This window comes from Pseudomonas savastanoi, assembly GCF_020917325.1.
GTDB lineage: Bacteria > Pseudomonadota > Gammaproteobacteria > Pseudomonadales > Pseudomonadaceae > Aquipseudomonas > Aquipseudomonas amygdali.
This window is the reverse complement of the sequence record NZ_CP076652.1, coordinates 5133213-5150535: the sequence shown is the minus strand read 5'-3', so window position 1 is coordinate 5150535 and position 17323 is coordinate 5133213. Positions and strand designations below refer to the sequence as shown.

The following is a 17323-nucleotide window of genomic DNA, read 5'->3' as shown; positions in this document are numbered from 1 at the left end:
TTTTAGCCCTGGCTTTCGATCAGCTTTTGCCGCTCTGCCGATTGGCCGGGTGAAAATGCCAAGGCCAGTTGGGTGCGGTTATGCATGTGGGTCAAGCGCAGCACTTGGGAAACGTAGAGCTTGACGGTGTTTTCGGTAATGCCCAGTTCGCAGGCAATCTGGTAATTGGTCAGTCCCTTGCTGACCAGCCGCGCCACATCAAGCTGGCGGGGTGACAATTTGGCCAATGCCACGGGCATCTGTGCATCACTTTCGAGGCTGGTTTTGCGCTCCGACTGCGCCCTGTTCTGAACGTTATCCAGATTCTGATAGAGGTCGTCTATGGAGGCGGCCAGAAACTGAAGTTTCTCGTTGAGCAGGCCCAATTGTTGGCGATTTTTCTGCCGTTCGTTCAGCGCTTCCACCTGCAACTGGACACCCTCAAGCAACTCTTCAAGGTTGACCGGCTTTTGATAGTAATCAGCGATGCCGGCTCGCAGGGCCTTGATGACATCCTTTTTCTCGGCTTGTCCGGTCAGCATGATGGCCTCGAACAAATGCGTCTTGCCGCCAGCCATCTTCATCGCTTCGACCATCTCGATCCCGTTCATGCCTGGCATTTCCAGGTCGCACACTACGATGCCAATAGCGCTGTCGCTGCTGAAATGCTCGATGGCCTCAAGGCTTGAATGGCAGCGCACGCACTCATAGCCGCTGCTCTCCAGAAACTCACAGAGTTCTTCAACGATAAGAGGCTGGTCATCGACCACCAGAACTTTCGTGACCGGGTAGTTATCCACATGCAACTCCATGCTGTAAGGCCGGCAGACCGGAACCTTTATCCATTCAGCAAACATGATTAAGCGTTGTATGAACCGTCTCGGGTATTCCGATGACAGTACGCCACAGCGATGTATTAACCGTAGTCGTACTTTCTGACTATGTACATAGCATTAAACTTCCAATTGGCCGAGAGTCGACTAATGGAGCAACGCGACTGTCAGCAGCGAGCCAGCCAACAAAAAAGGTGAAAAGGGATATTTATCTGACGCATCAGCGAACATATAGGCGTAACGCCGCGCAACCTGTTGGTTTATATGACGCTGTACTTTCCTGGCAAGCAACGCCCAGATCAGCACGGCGACGCCTGCGCCGATAAACGTGCACAGCAAATAGGCGCTGTTGGAGGCGAGCGCGAGTGCGGTCATCAGCTTGACGTCTCCGGCGCCCAGCTTGCCGAGCGCATAACCAGGCAACGTCAGGCCCAGTGCCAGCGCCAGTGTCTGCGCGGCTTCCAGCGGTGCGGCGCCCAGCCAGGTTGTTCCTGTGCCTGCCAGCCAGGCAGCGGCCAGTGCTGCTGCGCCCAGTGTCAGGCTGTTTGAAATTTGCTTGCGTCGCGCGTCCTGTTCGGCGCAAATTGCAAACCAGACAAGCAGAAGAAATAGTTTTATCAAGCAAAAAACATCCTGTTTTCCGGAAAGAATCTATGCTCTGTTGAAGCAGTAAATGTCAGGGTAGACGTTGATATGAAAACCGTTCTGCAGCATGCCTTGCCCCATCGGCAACAGGGTGCCGCCGCTATTGAGTTCGCTGCGGTGTTCGTTGTTTTCTTTGCTGTGTTCTATGGCATGGTGAGTTATAGCCTGCCGTTGCTCATGATGCAGTCTTTCAATGCGGCGGCGAGTGAAGCCGTGCGCCGAAGTGTTGCCCTTAGCCCGACAGTAACTGGCTATAACACCCTGTTGGTCAGCCAGGCACAGAGTGTCGTCATGAATCAGCTGTCATGGATGCCACCTGCGCTGGGTTTCAACGCCAGTTATACCAACGTGACCTACACCGCCGGTGTTCTGACGGTGACCATCCAGTACCCCAAGACCCGATTGACCCAGGTACTCCCGTTATTGACGCTCCCTGGCATCGGCGAGGTTCCGCGCTTGCCGACCAACCTTACTGCACAAGCGAGTCTGCAACTTGCCCCTTGAAAAAAATCGTCTGAGCCGTTGGCTGGGCCGTGGTGAAGCGCCGCCGGTATCCCAGGCTGTGCCCGTGTCAAGCGAGCCGGGCCCGGTCGGGGTCGACCTTTATGTGCTGCTCGATGACGAAGGGCGGATAGAGAGCATCAGCCCGCAGTTGCTTGCGCGGTTGGGTATTGCTGCTCCGCTGTCGGCTGCGCAGCGGTTGATGAACCTGTTGCTGCCAAATAGCGCGCTGGTCATTGAAGGCGTGCCGCATGACTGGCTGGGGCACATGCTGGACCTGGACTTCAAGAGTGCCGATGCGCACACCTTGCACGCTCGTGGCTGGGTGCAGGCGCATGGCAAGGGCTGGCTGTTGCAACTGCTGGATATCAGCGACTTGATGGAAGAGGCCAGTGCCGCGCGCAGCCGCCAGCAATGCCTGCGCTTCGCCGGGCAGATGGCCGAGCGTGTGCGCGTGTGCAGCGTGGACCGGCTGACTGCCGTGGTGACCGAGCAGCTCGAGGAACTGGCGCAGCTATGGCGCGTTCCCTGTCTGGCGCTGGTATTGCCGGAAGTCAGCGGCACTGGCTGGCGTGTCTACTGTCAGTACAGTGCCCACACCGCGCCGGAGTTATGGCAGGTCGGGCAGCGATTGGGTAATGCGCTGGATCGATTCGACGCCAACATTACCCATCAACTGAGGTTTGGTGGCGGCGTCGACCAAGGGCCGCTGCAGAGTGCCTTCGGCAACGCGGACGGTTTTCTGATTCCCCACAGCCGCGACAACGTTGCCAAGGCGTGGCTGATGTTCGGCTTCTATAACCCGCAGCAGCAGGCTCCAGACCTGGGAGAGCGCGAGTGGCTCAACCTGTGTTCGGCGCTGGCCGGGCCGGTGCTTTTTCGCTTGTCCGAGCAGCACAACCGTCACCATGTAGAGCGCCTGGCGGTGCTTCAGGATCTGCTGGGCACCGGTTGGTGGGAGCTGATGCCTGCGCGTGACGAAATCCTGCTGGCACCGCAACTGGCGCGCAGTTTACGTCTGAGTGATCGGGTCGAAAGCCTGTCACGTCAGGACTGGCTGGCGTTGATTCATCCGGTCGATCGACAAGAACTTTCCAGTCGTCTGGCGCAGTTGCGTGACAAAGGCACGGCGCTGATGCTTTGCGTGCGTCTGGCGCAAAGCGACCCTGCCCAGGAAACCCTCTGGTTTCGTATTCAGGGTCAGGCGCTGATCAGTGGTCAGGTTCAGCGGGTGTTGGGTTTCATGCTCGATGTCAGTGATATCAAGAATCAGGAAACCGAAGCAGCGGCCGCTCACGCCCGGCTGGATAACCTGATTGCCAGCTCGCCGGCCGTGATTTACGTGCAGCGCTACGATCACGGCAACCTTGAGCCAACCTTTTTCAGTGACAGCCTCACGCCCTTGCTGGGCTGGACGCTGGCTGAATGCGTAGACGGCCAGTTGGCGGAATACATTCATCCCGAAGACCGCGACATCTGGTTCGAGCGTAACCGGCAGCTGTTGCGCGAAGGCGTTGTCAGTCGGCGTTACAGGTTGCGCAACAAGAACGGCCATTACCATTGGTTGCTGGACGAAGCGCGATTGCTGCGTGACGACCTCGGCATGCCGGTGGAGGCGGTCGGCCTGTGGCTGGACGTGACCGAAGCCACTCTGGCGGCCGAGCATGTGCGTCAGAGCGAAGAGCGCTACCGCATTCTGGTTGAAGACTCACCGGCCATGATCTGCCGCTACTCTCCGGAGCTGGTACTGAGTTTCGGCAACCGGCCACTGGCCAATTACATGGAATGCACGCCGGAACAACTGACCGGGATCAATCTGGGGGACTGGCTTTCTGACGAGCAGCGCGAGGCGTTCATTCGGCGTATCGGTCAACTCACCCCGCAAGCGCCGGTGAGCACCGAAGAAATCTGTATCGAACTGCCCGGCCGTGAGTACGCCTGGTGGGTATGGGCTGACCGGGGAATATTCGACGAGCACGGCACGCTGGTCGAGGTTCAGGCTGTAGGCCGTGATAACACCGATGTGCGCCGCTCCAGGATGCAATTGAACCAGAGCGCGAAAATGGCCACGCTTGGCGAAATGTCCACAGGCCTTGCCCACGAGATCAATCAGCCCCTCAACGTCATGCGCATGGCGGTGGTCAATGTCCTCAAGCGTCTGGGGCGCGGGGACGTGGACATCGAATACCTCACCGAAAAACTCAACCGTATCGACACACAGGTACAGCGCGCTGCCCGCGTGGTGGACCACATGAGGGTATTCGGGCGGCGCTCCGAAGTGGAGGAGCAGCTGTTCGATCCGGCGCAGGCGGTGGAAGGCACTATCTCGATGCTGGCCGAAGGCATGAAGGGCAAGGGTGTGCAGTTGCGGGTCGGCACCATGATCGAAGACGTGCAGGTTCGCGGGCATGTCGATCAGCTTGAGCAGGTGCTGATCAACCTGATGGTCAACGCCCGTGATGCGTTGTTGTCGCGCCGGGAAAAAGACCGGGATTTCGAACCGTGGATCAGCGTCGAGGCCGAGCGGGATGAAAACATCATCAGGCTGGCGGTTCAGGACAACGGCGGGGGGATTGATCCGCGTTTGCTGGAGCGCATTTTCGAGCCTTTCTTCACCACCAAGCCGGTGGGCGTCGGCACCGGACTGGGCTTGTCTGTCAGCTACGGCATCGTCGATCAGATGGGCGGCCAGCTCAGCGTCGGCAACGTCGGGGAGGGCGCTCGTTTCCAGATCGAGCTGCCGATATTCAATGCCAGTTAGATAATCAGCGTCGCCTGACCGATGTTGCAGCTTAAATTGGCACCCACATCGGTGGCACCCAGATTCAGGCCAAGTGACTCGAACAGCGGGTCGACGACTGATGTCAGCAAGCCGGTCAGCGTGTTCTCCACAATAGCGTCCAGCGCAACGGTCAGGCTGTTCAGCGTTGCAGCTGCTCCAGTAATGACGTTGCCTAGCACATTGCTGGTCGCAGGTTTATAGACATTCACCTTTACGCTGGAAACCGTGCCGTTCAGCAACGTACTGGGTTTGGTGTGCGCAACGCTTGTCAGGAAATAGGGCGCGCTGTTGATTTCCGGCAGATTGGGCGAGCTGAAGGTTGTACTGACGACCGATGAGCTGCCCAGCGGCGACTGGCTTACCGTGTCGAACGTGAGACCTATGCCGCCACCGCCGAAGGGGGTACGGGCGGTGCAGTTGCCCAACAGTCCCGCTATCTTCTGGCAGGTCTTGGTGCCTATATCCAGCACCGGCAGAGGCAGTGCGGTGATTGCCGAGGGGTCAGTGCTGGCAGGAAACGCTGCCGTACTGTCAATCCAGCCAACCTTGGCGCTGAGCAATCCTGCATCTGTTTTGACACTCAAGGTTTTGCTGGTGTTGCTGGTACAGGTGTAGCCGGTGACATAGGTGTCGGCGCTGGCCAGCGACAGGCTCAGATCTATCCTGGGGCCGGCGCTGGCAGAAGAGTCCGAGGTCAGAAACTTGAAATCGGTGACCATGCAACTGTTTAGCCCTACGGCGCAGGTGGCTGATGTCACCAGGCCCGCGATGTTCAGGCTCAACGCGCTATTGAGGATCGGTGTCAGGCTGCCGACCACCGAGCCCGCAGTGTTGGCCAATGACGTAATGGTGCCCAGCACTGGCAGATTGATCGACACCAGCGCGCGCATCTGCGCGGTGCGCACGTAGATCCGGTTGGCACCGGTTTTGGGATTGAGCGGATCAATCTTGCTCGGGTCGCCGATGGCCGATAACTGAGGCGGCTCAACCACCTGAAATCGTGTGGTGACCTGTGCCAGGGTGCCGACATTTATCTGCGCAGCTGTGGATATGCCGGTCTTGTCATTGGCCAGTTGCGCAATGCCCTGGACCAGGTCCAGAAGGCGCAGATTGGTGTTCAATGCAGCGAGGTCCGAACTGCCTTGTATCGACAGCAAGTCACCGAGCAACACAGTGGTTGCGCCAGCCGCCAGCTTCAATGCCTGCAGGCCCGCGATGGTAGCCGTACCGTTCAAGGTCGCGCCGGGGTCGAGCACATTGATAGCACTCTGGATCAACTGGCTGACAGAAACCGATGTGTTGAGCACCTCGCTGTAACCGACCGCAGTCAGGTTAAGGTCGGTCTTGAGTCGGTTCAGATAGCTCAACAGGCTGAGGTCGGTGCTGGCGAGGCCCTGCCAGTTCGCTACGCTCAGGTTAAGCGTGCCACCGAGCAGGCTGCCGATGAGCGGATTCAGAATGGCCGCCCGAGTGCTGTCCACTGTTACGGTCGCACTGCGAATGGTCAGCGCCGCCAGTGGCGCGGCACTGGCAGCCACGGCCGTGGCGCTGATGGTGATGTTCGCAGGGGAGGGCGTTTTTTCGAACAGGGCAACAATACCGGCAGCAATACTTCGTGGCACCGGATGCGCCGCGACCACTTGAATGGCCAGTGCCTGAGTGGAGTCCGCGACAAATACGCGCTGGCTCTGCAGGCCCACCGTAAGGGTGCCGCAGAGGGTCGTTAGCGTTCGCCCTCCGGTATTCGGGGTAAAGCCGTTACGCGTGGCGCTCTGCGTGGCGAAGCCAGCGGCGGTGGCCGCATCGCTGCATGTCCCCCTGCGCCCCGCAGCTTCCAGGGCGGCGATGTCCGCGATCCGCTGCAACGAGCGTTTTTCCAGATACAGCCTGCCGCTGTCGACCACTATCAGCGTGCAAAGCAGCGCCAATCCCAATGTCAGCGCGGCCATCATGCCGATCGCGCCGCGTTGCCGGGTGGGCATTGCCGCATAACCATCCAGTGGGGACATCAGCACTCCTTCGGCCACGCCGTTGCTCACTCATCTGCTTCAGGGGAGTGTAGTCAACGCCTCGAAAGAGCACTGGCAAGGTGCCAGATTTGAGAAGTGTCGCACCCGTTTCGTACGGGCGCGATCAGGTATGCCGATCAGTACTGGTAACGCAGTACCGCGTGGGAGAGGGCGCGCACTGCAAAAATGCCGAGCAGCGCGGTCATTGCCGGGACGATGAGCCACCAGACCCGGACCGACATGGCGGGCAAGGGGTCGTTGCGCTGAATGAATGCCAGGCTGGCGGCGCAGACACAGAACGCCAGGAGCATTCCAGCGAGGATGTCCGTTGGCCAGTGAACGCCCAGATAAACCCTGGAAAGCGCGATGGCCAGTGCTGGAATGCCGCCGACCAGCATCCAGCTCAGGCGCAGGCGCACGGGCTGGCCGCGCCCGGCCAGCACCGCCAGCGTCATGAACAGCGCAAAGGCCGCAGAACTGTGGCCACTGGGCATGCTGTAAGTGGTCAGCGGCTCTACCAGCACCTCCGGACGAGCGCGGGCGAAGAACGTTTTCAGGGTGCCATTGGCAATCGCGGTACCCAGTGTTGCGGTCAGGGCAAAGGCTGCGTGACGCCATTGTCTGGCAACGGCCAGCACGATGATCAGCAGGGAGGCCGCCAGCAACTGGGCCTTGAAGTCGCCGATGCTGGTGACGAAGATCACGATGTTCTGTGCGGCCTCGCTGCGATGCTCTTGAATGAGCGTCATCAGGCCGTTGTCGAAGTCTGCCAGATAGGGCCAGCCGATGAACAGCGCCGCGACCAGCGTCAGGCTGAGCACGGAAATAAGTTTGGTTGCATAACGCTTTTGGCGAATGCTGCTCTGAATACTCAGCCCGAACAGAATCGCCAGACCGGCACCGACCACTGCCGCCTCAGGCCAGAAGCCTTCCGGCAGCGGCAGGCGAATGGCCGCGCCCGCCGCCCAGCCCGGCATCAGGTAGGCAATCGACCAGCCTGCCGCGGCCAATACACTGACGGCCGCAAAGCGCGGCAGCGGCATGTCGCACATGCCGGCAATCATTGGCAGCATCGGGCGTAGCGGGCCGATGAAGCGCCCGACCAGCAAACTGGCGATGCCGTAACGGTGGAAGTATTTTTCCGCACCTTCCATCCACTCCGGGTGCGTGCGCAAGCCGGGCAACTGACGGATATTCTGATGAAAGCGCCGACCTATGAAGTACGACACCGCGTCACCCAGCAGCCCACCGAGAAAACCCAGTAACAGCACTTCGCTCAACGGCAGTATGCCGCTGCCCGCCAAGGCGGCGATGGCAAACATGATGACCGTGCCCGGCACGACGATCCCGACGATCGCGACGCATTCAGTGAAGGCCACCAAAAAGATCGCGACAGCCACCCAGGAAGGGTTTGCGGTCAGCCAGCCGGTCATGCCATTGAGCAGATCGCCCATCGGTCAGTTTCCTTGATCGAGAAATAAGTAGTCGCGGCCTTCGACCTGACCGCGTCTGAGAGGGTTCCGTGTGCAGAAACGGGCATAACCGGCATCTACGAAGCGATACATCAAATGCTCATCGCGCCCGGCAGGGATACCCAGGCGGGTGGTCTGGATAATGCGCTCGGGTGTCTGGCCGATGTCTTCGACCAGCAACCTCTGGGGGTCGAAGCGCCTGGCGTCCCACTCCGGTACTTTCAGACCAAGCGCCTTGCAAAGCAGCGTCTGGCCAGCACAGAGCCGTTGCGGCGGGCGGATTGCGCCGCTGGCGTCGGGGTTGTTCAACTGCATCTGCGCCAGGGCGTTTTCGTCGCTGGTTGCGTCGGTCCAGGGAAATGCCGATTTGATCAGCACTGCATTGCCCGGCCCCTCGGCGCTGAAATTCAGCGAGTCACCGCCGCGCGCGTAGTACATATAGATATGCCCGCCGTCGAGGAACAGTGCCTTGCGCTTTTCGGTATAGCCCAGCGAAGCATGGCTGCCTTTTTCAGCGCAGTAGTACGCTTCGGTTTCGATGATTCGGGCGGCCAGCCACAGCTCGCCCACCTTATGCCGAATGACCTTGCCCAGCAGATCGCGGGCCAGCAACTGAGCATCGCGATGGAAGAAATGGTCCGGAAGAGCTGCGGGCATAGTCAGGCAGGTACGTTGAGAAGGTGCCCGATAATAACAAGCGCAACTTTAATTGCAGCTGAATGTGTCTGGATTAACGGCTTTGTTGTTTCTGAACGTGACTGAATCATGACAAGCCATTCAGCGCCATGCGCGATGTCTGCATGCGCATGGCGTGCTGCAATGCCAGTCGCCGGTCAATAAATCTGCGCACTGATATCGACCATCCGCCTGTCTGCGCTGTCGTTCGTGCGGCACGACAGCTATAATCAGCCGCTTTCCTCTTTGCCAAGACCTCTGAGACCATGACTGAGTCCGTTCTTGACTACATGACCCGCCTGGGTCGCGCCGCCCGCGAAGCATCGCGAGTGATCGGTCGTGCCAGCACTGCGCAGAAGAACCGCGCCCTGCAAGCCACTGCCGCTGCTCTGGATGAAGCGCGCGCCGAGCTGTCTGCCGCCAATGCGCTGGACCTGGCCAATGGTCAGGCCAACGGCCTTGAGCCGGCAATGCTGGAACGACTGGCCCTGACCCCCGCGCGTATCGACAGCATGATCGTCGGGTTGCGTCAGGTAGCAGGTCTGGCAGACCCGGTCGGTGCGATCCGCGACATGAGCTATCGGCCGTCGGGTATTCAGGTCGGCAAGATGCGTGTGCCGCTGGGGGTTGTGGGAATCATCTACGAGTCGCGTCCGAATGTGACCATTGATGCGGCCAGCCTGTGCCTGAAGTCCGGTAACGCGACCATTCTGCGCGGCGGTTCCGAGGCCATTCATTCCAATCGTGCCATTGCCGCCTGCATCGAGCGTGGTCTGGCCGAGGCCGGTCTGCCTGCTGCCGTGGTGCAGGTGGTTGAAACCACCGACCGTGCAGCGGTTGGCGCATTGATCACCATGCCCGAGTACGTTGACGTCATCGTTCCGCGTGGCGGCAAGGGCCTGATCGAGCGGGTCAGCCGCGATGCGCGTGTGCCGGTCATCAAACATCTGGACGGCATCTGCCACGTGTATGTCAGCGCTCACGCCGATCTGGCCAAGGCGCAGAAGATTGCCTTCAATGCCAAGACCTACCGCTACGGCATCTGCGGCGCGATGGAAACCCTGCTGGTCGATCAAACCATCGCCGCCGACTTCCTGCCCGCCATGGCCGCGCAGTTTCGCGAGAAGGGCGTCGAGTTGCGCGGTTGCGAGCGCACCCGTGACCTGATCGACGTAATTCCGGCCACCGAAGACGACTGGCACACCGAATACCTGGCTGCAATCCTGTCGATTCGCGTCGTTTCAGGGCTGGACGAAGCCATCGAGCACATCAACCATTATGGTTCGCATCACAGCGATGCCATCGTTTCCGACCATCAAAGTCAGATTCGCCGGTTCATGGCCGAGGTCGATTCCAGTTCGGTCATGGTCAATGCACCGACCAGCTTTGCGGACGGTTTCGAATACGGATTGGGTGCCGAGATCGGCATTTCTACTGATAAGCTGCACGCCCGCGGTCCAGTCGGGCTTGAAGGGTTGACCTGCGAGAAGTACATCGTGATCGGTGATGGTCAATTGCGCGGACAAGCCTGACTTGAACAACCCCACGACAGCGCTGCCCAGACGTATCGGTATGCTTGGGGGTACGTTTGACCCGGTTCATATCGGTCACTTGCGCGGTGCGCTTGAAGTGGCCGAACTGCTGGAGCTCGATGAGTTGCGCCTGACGCCCAGCGCCAGGCCTCCGCATCGTGACATGCCGAGTGTCACCGCCGAGGACCGTCTGGCGATGGTTCAGAGCGCGGTTGCGGGCGTGTCGCCCTTGACGGTGGATGACCGTGAACTGAAACGGGACAAACCGTCGTATACCCTCGACACACTGGAATCGATGCGCGCCGAACTGGCACCTCAGGACCAGCTGTTCCTGTTGCTGGGTTGGGATGCCTTTTGCGGGCTGCCGACCTGGCACAGGTGGGAAGAACTGCTGGAGCACTGCCATATCGTGGTGCTGCAACGCCCGGACGCGGACAGCGAGTCGCCGGATGCCATGCGCAATCTGCTGGCGGCACGCGCGGTCAGCGACCCCAAGGCCCTGAAAGGGCCGGGTGGACACATTACATTCGTCTGGCAGACGCCTTTATCGGTGTCTGCCACCCAGATCCGTCAACTGCTGGCCAGCGGTAAGTCGGTACGTTTTCTGGTGCCAGACGCGGTACTGGCCTATATCGATGCACGCGGACTTTACCGCGCGCCGAACACTGATGGGTCGTCCTGAAACTGCTTTGATCGATAAGCGTTTGAACGGTCCCACACATACGAGCTGAATGAGTTTTATATGACAAAGCAAAAAATGAGCAGTGAAGAAGTCATCAATGTTGCGATTGCAGCCCTTGAAGAAGTCAAGGGTGCCGACATCCTGACCATCGATGTGCGTGACAAGACCAGCATCGCCGACTACATGCTGATCTGCACCGGTACGTCCAACCGTCAGCTGAACGCACTGGTCGATAACGTCCGTGACAAGGTCAAGGCGGCCGGCCTCAAATCCCTGAGCGAAGAAGGCAAGGGCGACAGCGACTGGGTTCTGCTGGACCTGGGCGATGTGATCGTTCACGTAATGACCGCTGCGGCACGCCAGTTCTACGACCTGGAACGCTTGTGGCAGGGTGCCGAACAAAGCCGTGCCGCAAGCGCTGCGCATCACACTCCAGGCAACGAATAAGGCCTTGATGTGCGTCTGCGTCTGATTGCTGTGGGTTCGCGCATGCCCAAGTGGGTGGAGGAAGGTTGGCACGAGTACGCCAAGCGGATGCCCTCCGAGCTTGCGCTGGAACTGGTGGAAATCCCGCTCAATACCCGAGGCAAGAACGCCGATGTCGCGCGCTTCATCCGTCAGGAAGGCGAGGCGATGCTGGCGAAAGTGCAGCCGGGCGAGCGGATTGTCACGCTTGAAGTGCATGGCAAACCGTGGAGTACCGAACAGCTGGCGGTCGAACTCGATCGCTGGCGCCTCGATGCGCGCACGGTCAACCTGATGGTCGGCGGCCCCGAGGGGCTGGCACCTGAAGTCTGTGCCCGCAGTGAGCAACGCTGGTCTCTGTCGCCGCTGACCCTGCCGCATCCACTGGTGCGCATTCTGATCGGCGAACAGATGTATCGCGCCTGGACGGTCCTGTCCGGGCACCCTTATCACAAGTAGCATCGTCTTTACTGTGAATACGGCCTAAATGTCTCAACCGATCCGCCTCAAAGACCACGAAAAGGACGCACGCCTGGTGCGCGGCAGGGTCGTGTTCGGTGCCGTGGCGGTGGTGTTGCTGGTGTGCGTGCTGATTGCCCGGTTGTATTACCTGCAGGTCATCCAGTACGAGTATCACTCCACGCTTTCGGAAAACAACCGCGTTCACGTTCAGCCGATTCCACCTAGTCGTGGGCTGATCTACGATCGCAATGGCGTTGTGGTCGCCGACAACCGGCCCAGTTTCAGTCTCAGCATGACCCGTGAGCGTGCCGGCGAGTGGTCCAGTGTGCTCGACACCATTGTCGAGATCCTGCAGCTCACCCCGGATGATCGCATCATCTTCGAAAAGCGTATGAAGCAGGGGCGTCGGCCGTTCGAGCCGGTGCCTATCCTGTTCGAGCTGAGCGAAGAGCAGATCGCCCTGATTGCGGTCAACCAGTTCCGCCTGCCAGGTGTCGAAGTGGTTGCGCAACTGGTCAGGCATTACCCGCAAGGGCCGCATTTTGCTCACTCGGTCGGCTACATGGGACGGATCAACGAGAAAGAGCTCAAGAGCCTCGACCCGATCAATTACAGCGGCACGCACCACATCGGCAAGACCGGTATCGAGCGCTTTTACGAGCCCGAGCTGCATGGTCAGGTCGGCTACGAAGAGGTCGAGACCAACGCCCGTGGTCGCGTACTGCGTGTGCTCAAGCGCACCGACCCGATCCCTGGAAAGGACATCGTTCTTAGCCTGGACATCAACCTTCAGGAAGCTGCCGAGGCCGCACTGGGTGGGCGTCGTGGCGCGGTAGTGGCGCTGGACCCGGCCACCGGAGAAGTGCTGGCGATGGTCAGCGCGCCGAGTTTCGATCCGAACCTGTTTGTCACCGGTATCAGCTTCAAGGCCTACGCCGAGCTGCGCGATTCCATCGACCGACCGCTGTTCAACCGCATTCTGCGCGGCCTTTACCCGCCCGGTTCGACCATCAAGCCTGCCGTGGCGATTGCCGGGCTGGACGCCGGTGCGGTAACGCCCGGTTCAAGAGTGTTCGACCCGGGGTATTACCAACTGCCCAATTACGATCACAAGTACCGTAACTGGAACCGCACCGGCGATGGCTGGGTGGATCTGGATACCGCGATCATGCGTTCCAATGACACGTACTTCTACGATCTGGCGCACAAACTGGGCATCGACCGGCTTTCCACCTACATGAACAAGTTCGGCATCGGGCAGAAAGTGTCGCTGGATATGTTCGAGGAATCCCCCGGTCTGATGCCGTCCCGTGAATGGAAGCGCGCGACCCGTCGTCAGGCGTGGTTCCCTGGCGAAACGCTGATTCTCGGCATTGGGCAGGGCTATATGCAGGCCACGCCGTTGCAACTGGCCCAGGCGACCGCATTGGTAGCCAACAAGGGTGTGTGGAACCGTCCGCATCTGGCCAGAACCATCGAAGGCAAGGCGCCTGTGGATGAAAACCCGATGCCGGATATCGTGCTGCGTGATCCGGCCAACTGGGGGCGAGTCAACCATGGTATGCAGGAAGTGATGCACGGCGCGCGTGGTACGGCGCGCAAGGCTGCCATTGGTGCGCAATACCGGATCGCGGGCAAGAGCGGTACGGCTCAGGTTGTCGCCATCAAGCAGGGCGAGAAATACGACCGCACCAAGGTTCAGGAGCGTCACCGTGACCACGCCCTGTTTGTCGGCTTTGCACCGGCCGACAACCCGAAAATCGTTGTTGCAGTGATGGTCGAGAACGGCGAGTCCGGTTCCGGCGTTGCTGCACCCGTTGTGCGTCAGGTGATGGACGCCTGGCTGCTCGACGAAAACGGCCATCTCAAGCCTGAGTATGCCGGTTCCCTGAATCTGGAGGCTGCGGCCCGTGAAGAGTAATTTCGACCGCATCCTGTCCAGCGAAGACGTGATGCGTCGCCGTGCCACTTTTTTGCAGCGCATTCATATCGATGGCCCGTTGTTGATCCTGTTGCTGACCCTGGCGGCTGGCAGCCTGTTTGTCCTGTATTCGGCCAGCGGCAAAAACTGGGACCTGCTCATCAAGCAGGCCAGCTCGTTTGGTATCGGTCTGGTGGCGATGGTGGTGATCGCCCAGTTGGAGCCGCGCTTCATGGCGCGCTGGGTGCCGGTACTGTATGTCATCGGCGTCCTGCTGCTGGTAGTGGTGGATGTCATGGGTCACAACGCCATGGGCGCGACGCGCTGGATCAACATTCCCGGGGTGATCCGCTTCCAGCCTTCGGAGTTTCTCAAGATCATCATGCCGGCGACCATCGCCTGGTATCTGTCCAAACGCACGCTGCCCCCGCATTTGAAGCATGTAGCGGTCAGTCTCGCCCTGGTCGGTGTGCCGTTCATTCTGATCGTTCGCCAGCCTGACCTGGGGACGTCACTGCTGATTCTGGCCTCAGGTGCCTTTGTGCTGTTCATGGCCGGCCTGCGCTGGCGCTGGATTATCAGTGTGCTGGCGGCCGCTGTGCCTGCGGCGGTGGCCATGTGGTTCTTCTTTATGCACGACTACCAGAAACAGCGTGTGCTGACCTTCCTTGACCCGGAAAGCGATCCGCTGGGCACCGGCTGGAACATCATTCAGTCAAAGGCAGCCATCGGTTCGGGCGGCGTTTTCGGCAAAGGCTGGCTGCTGGGCACTCAGTCTCACCTGGACTTTCTGCCGGAAAGCCACACCGACTTCATCATCGCGGTGCTGGGTGAAGAGTTCGGTCTGGTAGGCATCTGCGCGCTGCTGATCATCTATATGCTGCTGATCGGCCGCGGGCTTGTGATTACTGCGCAGGCGCAGACATTATTCGGCAAACTGCTGGCCGGAGCGTTGACCATGACGTTTTTTGTTTACGTTTTCGTCAACATCGGTATGGTCAGTGGCCTGCTGCCAGTGGTGGGGGTGCCATTGCCCTTCATTAGCTACGGCGGAACTTCGCTGGTGACCCTACTGTCAGCGTTTGGGGTTTTGATGTCGATCCATACACACCGTAAATGGATTGCTCAAGTTTGATTAAGGTGAACTATTAAATGCAAGCAATGCGTAACTGGGCTCGATATGCTCCGGTGGTCGGTCTGGTGGGCATCCTTGGATCGGTGCAAGAGGCACTGGCCGGCGACTATGAAGGTTCGCCCCAGGTAGCGGAATTCGTCGGTGAGCTGACCCGCGATCACGGTTTTGCCGGTGAGCAGTTGATGAGCCTGTTCCGTGAGGTCGAGCGCAAGCAGGCCATTCTCGATGCCATTTCCCGCCCGGCCGAACGGGTCAAGCAGTGGAAAGAGTATCGGCCGATGTTCATCACCGATACGCGCATCGCCCGCGGTGTCGATTTCTGGCGTCAGCACGAGGCCGCATTGGCCCGCGCCGAGCAGGAATATGGCGTTCCGGCGCAGATCATCGTTTCGATCATTGGCGTGGAAACCTTTTTCGGCCGCAACACCGGCAATTACCGGGTGATCGATGCATTGTCGACGCTCGGTTTCGATTACCCGCCACGCGCCCAGTTCTTCCGCAAGGAGTTGCGCGAGTTTCTGCTGCTGGCGCGCGAACAACAGGTTGACCCCTTGACCCTCAAAGGCTCGTACGCCGGGGCAATGGGCCTGCCGCAGTTCATGCCGAGCAGTTTCCGCGCTTATGCAGTGGATTTCGACGGCGACGGCCATATCAACATCTGGACCGATCCGGACGATGCCATCGGCAGCGTTGCCAGTTACTTCAAGCGTCATGGCTGGGTAGCCGGGCAGCCGGTAGTCAGCCGCGCGACCGCACGTGGCGACCGGGTTGACGAAGGGTTGAGCCCTGCGCTTGATCCGGTAATGTCGGTCGGGGAGTTGCGACAGCTGGGCTGGGCGAGTCATGATGCGCTGCGCGACGATATGCCGGTGACGGCGTTCCGTCTGGAAGGCGACAATGGTCCTGAATACTGGCTGGGTTTGAACAATTTTTATGCAATCACCCGTTATAACCGCAGTGTGATGTACGCCATGGCCGTGTATCAGCTGTCTGAATCGTTGGTTCAAGCTCGAGGCGTCAAGTAATGCGGGCATTGCCGATTCTGCAAACATTCAAGCTTCTGGCGTTGACCGGCCTCGCAGTGCTGGTTGCCAGTTGCTCGTCGCCGTCACGTACAACCTCGTCACAGTCGCCAAAAGGCGGTGCCGCGGTGCGCTCGATGCCGGGGCTGGACATCAACCGTGCCCACAAGGACGGCGCGCCGTGGTGGGATGTGGATGTCTCGCGCATCCCCGATGCGACGCCGACCCTGCACACCGGTGCCTATAAGGCCAACCCGTATACGGTGCTGGGCAAGACCTATTTCCCGATGAGCGATTCAAAGCGTTACGTCGCTTCGGGCACCGCTTCCTGGTATGGCACCAAGTTTCATGGCCAGAACACCGCCAACGGCGAGGTGTATGACCTGTATGGCATGAGCGCCGCGCACAAGACCCTGCCGCTGCCCAGCTATGTCAAAGTGACCAACCTGGACAACAACCGCACGGTGATTCTGCGCGTCAACGACCGCGGGCCGTTCTATTCGGACCGCATCATCGACCTGTCCTATGCTGCCGCCAAAAAGCTGGGCTATGCCGAAACCGGCACTGCCCGGGTCAAGGTCGAAGGTATCGACCCGCAGGAATGGTGGGCCCAACGTGGCCGTCCGGCACCGCTGATGCTCAATCAGCCGCAAGTGATGGCCCAGGCCACGCCGCCCGCGCTGTCGACATCGACCGGAACCGTCGAGCAATACACGCCGCCACCGCAGCAACACGCCGCACCTGTCGTGCCGTTGCAGGTTGACGCAAAAAAAAACGCTTCAGGACAAGCCGCTGGGCTGTTTCTCCAGGTGGGAGCCTTCGCCAACCCGGACGCTGCGGAGCTCCTGAGGTCGAAACTGAGCGGGATGGTTCGAGCGCCGGTATTCGTCAGCTCGATAGCTCGCAATCAGCAAACGCTCTATCGGGTCCGGATGGGACCGATCGACACGCCGGGTGAAGCCCAGCAACTGCAAAACAGCGTCAGGTCGGCCAATCTTGGTCAGCCAAGCGTAGTGACATCGGATCAGTAAGTTTTATCGACAACCGTTCTCCGGCAACAATAGAGGACGGTATGCAGTCGCAGGCGGCGCAGCTTTGCCATCAGGGCACGCGTTGCAGGTAACTGCCCACAAGGTCGTGTGTCGAACAGGCGACTTTGTCAGCCAGGGTTACAGCCTGGCGCCACGAGCCGTACCGAGGCGTTTTCG

General features: G+C 59.8%; 15 protein-coding genes. 10 read left to right on the top strand and 5 right to left on the bottom strand.

From position 1 onward, the window contains the following. Nucleotides 1-2: 2 nt before the first annotated feature. Nucleotides 3-791: a response regulator transcription factor gene (locus KP808_RS21860; RefSeq protein ID WP_230018949.1), complete on the bottom strand. Its 789-nt coding sequence runs from the start codon at nucleotides 789-791 to the stop codon at nucleotides 3-5. A 168-nt stretch (nucleotides 792-959) separates the two neighbouring features. Next, nucleotides 960-1430, bottom strand: coding sequence for an A24 family peptidase (locus KP808_RS21855; RefSeq protein WP_058402698.1), 471 nt, complete (start codon nucleotides 1428-1430; stop codon nucleotides 960-962). Between the two features lie 75 nt (nucleotides 1431-1505). On the opposite strand from KP808_RS21855, the gene KP808_RS21850 reads away from it, so the two are divergent. Further along, on the top strand, nucleotides 1506-1961 hold the full coding sequence (locus tag KP808_RS21850; RefSeq protein ID WP_058402608.1) for a TadE/TadG family type IV pilus assembly protein: 456 nt from the start codon (nucleotides 1506-1508) through the stop codon (nucleotides 1959-1961). Beyond that, on the top strand, nucleotides 1951-4719 hold the full coding sequence (locus KP808_RS21845) for a PAS domain-containing sensor histidine kinase (RefSeq protein WP_230016878.1): 2769 nt from the start codon (nucleotides 1951-1953) through the stop codon (nucleotides 4717-4719). The genes KP808_RS21850 and KP808_RS21845 overlap by 11 nt, the downstream gene beginning before the upstream one ends. On the opposite strand, the gene KP808_RS21840 is transcribed toward KP808_RS21845, so the two are convergent. From KP808_RS21840 to KP808_RS21830, 3 genes are all read right to left on the bottom strand, one after another. Further along, nucleotides 4716-6749 (bottom strand): pilus assembly protein TadG-related protein, encoded by a 2034-nt coding sequence (locus KP808_RS21840; protein WP_230016877.1) that lies wholly within the window; start codon nucleotides 6747-6749, stop codon nucleotides 4716-4718. The two genes, KP808_RS21845 and KP808_RS21840, sit on opposite strands and share 4 nt — an antisense overlap. A gap of 137 nt (nucleotides 6750-6886) precedes the next feature. Then, nucleotides 6887-8203, bottom strand: a complete 1317-nt coding sequence (locus KP808_RS21835; protein ID WP_058402605.1) for a bifunctional DedA family/phosphatase PAP2 family protein — start codon at nucleotides 8201-8203, stop codon at nucleotides 6887-6889. 3 nt (nucleotides 8204-8206) lie between these two features. Then, nucleotides 8207-8878 carry a DNA-3-methyladenine glycosylase gene (locus tag KP808_RS21830; RefSeq protein ID WP_058402604.1) on the bottom strand — a complete coding sequence of 224 codons (672 nt, stop codon included), beginning with the start codon at nucleotides 8876-8878 and terminating at the stop codon, nucleotides 8207-8209. A 284-nt stretch (nucleotides 8879-9162) separates the two neighbouring features. Here KP808_RS21830 and KP808_RS21825 point away from each other — a divergent pair, with 284 nt between their 5' ends. Genes KP808_RS21825 through KP808_RS21790 form a run of 8 tightly spaced genes read left to right on the top strand, consistent with a single transcriptional unit; the run spans nucleotide 9163 to nucleotide 17146 of the window. Further along, the gene (locus KP808_RS21825; protein WP_002555339.1) at nucleotides 9163-10428 is read left to right on the top strand and encodes a glutamate-5-semialdehyde dehydrogenase; all 1266 of its coding nucleotides are present in this window, start codon (nucleotides 9163-9165) and stop codon (nucleotides 10426-10428) included. A 22-nt stretch (nucleotides 10429-10450) separates the two neighbouring features. Beyond that, nucleotides 10451-11110 carry a nicotinate-nucleotide adenylyltransferase gene (gene nadD, locus KP808_RS21820; protein ID WP_161794688.1) on the top strand — a complete coding sequence of 220 codons (660 nt, stop codon included), beginning with the start codon at nucleotides 10451-10453 and terminating at the stop codon, nucleotides 11108-11110. 60 nt (nucleotides 11111-11170) lie between these two features. Beyond that, nucleotides 11171-11557 (top strand): ribosome silencing factor, encoded by a 387-nt coding sequence (gene rsfS, locus KP808_RS21815; protein ID WP_002555337.1) that lies wholly within the window; start codon nucleotides 11171-11173, stop codon nucleotides 11555-11557. A gap of 9 nt (nucleotides 11558-11566) precedes the next feature. Further along, the gene (gene rlmH / locus KP808_RS21810) at nucleotides 11567-12034 is read left to right on the top strand and encodes a 23S rRNA (pseudouridine(1915)-N(3))-methyltransferase RlmH (RefSeq protein WP_002555336.1); all 468 of its coding nucleotides are present in this window, start codon (nucleotides 11567-11569) and stop codon (nucleotides 12032-12034) included. Nucleotides 12035-12062: 28 nt separating this feature from the next. Beyond that, entirely contained in the window at nucleotides 12063-13958 is a 1896-nt protein-coding gene (mrdA, locus tag KP808_RS21805; RefSeq protein ID WP_058402603.1) for a penicillin-binding protein 2, read from the top strand. Nucleotides 13959-13989: 31 nt separating this feature from the next. After that, nucleotides 13990-15093 carry a rod shape-determining protein RodA gene (gene rodA / locus KP808_RS21800; RefSeq protein ID WP_003368803.1) on the top strand — a complete coding sequence of 368 codons (1104 nt, stop codon included), beginning with the start codon at nucleotides 13990-13992 and terminating at the stop codon, nucleotides 15091-15093. 17 nt (nucleotides 15094-15110) lie between these two features. After that, a complete protein-coding gene (gene mltB / locus KP808_RS21795) occupies nucleotides 15111-16118 on the top strand; it encodes a lytic murein transglycosylase B (RefSeq protein ID WP_002555333.1) in 1008 nt (335 codons plus the stop codon). Further along, nucleotides 16118-17146 (top strand): septal ring lytic transglycosylase RlpA family protein, encoded by a 1029-nt coding sequence (locus KP808_RS21790; RefSeq protein WP_002555332.1) that lies wholly within the window; start codon nucleotides 16118-16120, stop codon nucleotides 17144-17146. The genes mltB and KP808_RS21790 overlap by 1 nt, the downstream gene beginning before the upstream one ends. The last annotated feature ends 177 nt before the right edge of the window (nucleotides 17147-17323 follow it).

Excerpts from the sequence above, each read along its gene's own strand:
- rodA (WP_003368803.1), top strand. The coding sequence starts at position 13,990 with ATGCGTCGCCGTGCCACTTTTTTGCAGCGCATTCATATCGATGGCCCG.
- KP808_RS21790 (WP_002555332.1), top strand. The coding sequence starts at position 16,118 with ATGCGGGCATTGCCGATTCTGCAAACATTCAAGCTTCTGGCGTTGACC.
- mrdA (WP_058402603.1), top strand. The coding sequence starts at position 12,063 with ATGTCTCAACCGATCCGCCTCAAAGACCACGAAAAGGACGCACGCCTG.
- KP808_RS21840 (WP_230016877.1), bottom strand. The coding sequence starts at position 6,749 with ATGTCCCCACTGGATGGTTATGCGGCAATGCCCACCCGGCAACGCGGC.
- KP808_RS21830 (WP_058402604.1), bottom strand. The coding sequence starts at position 8,878 with ATGCCCGCAGCTCTTCCGGACCATTTCTTCCATCGCGATGCTCAGTTG.
- mltB (WP_002555333.1), top strand. The coding sequence starts at position 15,111 with ATGCAAGCAATGCGTAACTGGGCTCGATATGCTCCGGTGGTCGGTCTG.
- KP808_RS21825 (WP_002555339.1), top strand. The coding sequence starts at position 9,163 with ATGACTGAGTCCGTTCTTGACTACATGACCCGCCTGGGTCGCGCCGCC.
- rsfS (WP_002555337.1), top strand. The coding sequence starts at position 11,171 with ATGACAAAGCAAAAAATGAGCAGTGAAGAAGTCATCAATGTTGCGATT.
- KP808_RS21860 (WP_230018949.1), bottom strand. The coding sequence starts at position 791 with ATGGAGTTGCATGTGGATAACTACCCGGTCACGAAAGTTCTGGTGGTC.
- KP808_RS21835 (WP_058402605.1), bottom strand. The coding sequence starts at position 8,203 with ATGGGCGATCTGCTCAATGGCATGACCGGCTGGCTGACCGCAAACCCT.
- KP808_RS21850 (WP_058402608.1), top strand. The coding sequence starts at position 1,506 with ATGAAAACCGTTCTGCAGCATGCCTTGCCCCATCGGCAACAGGGTGCC.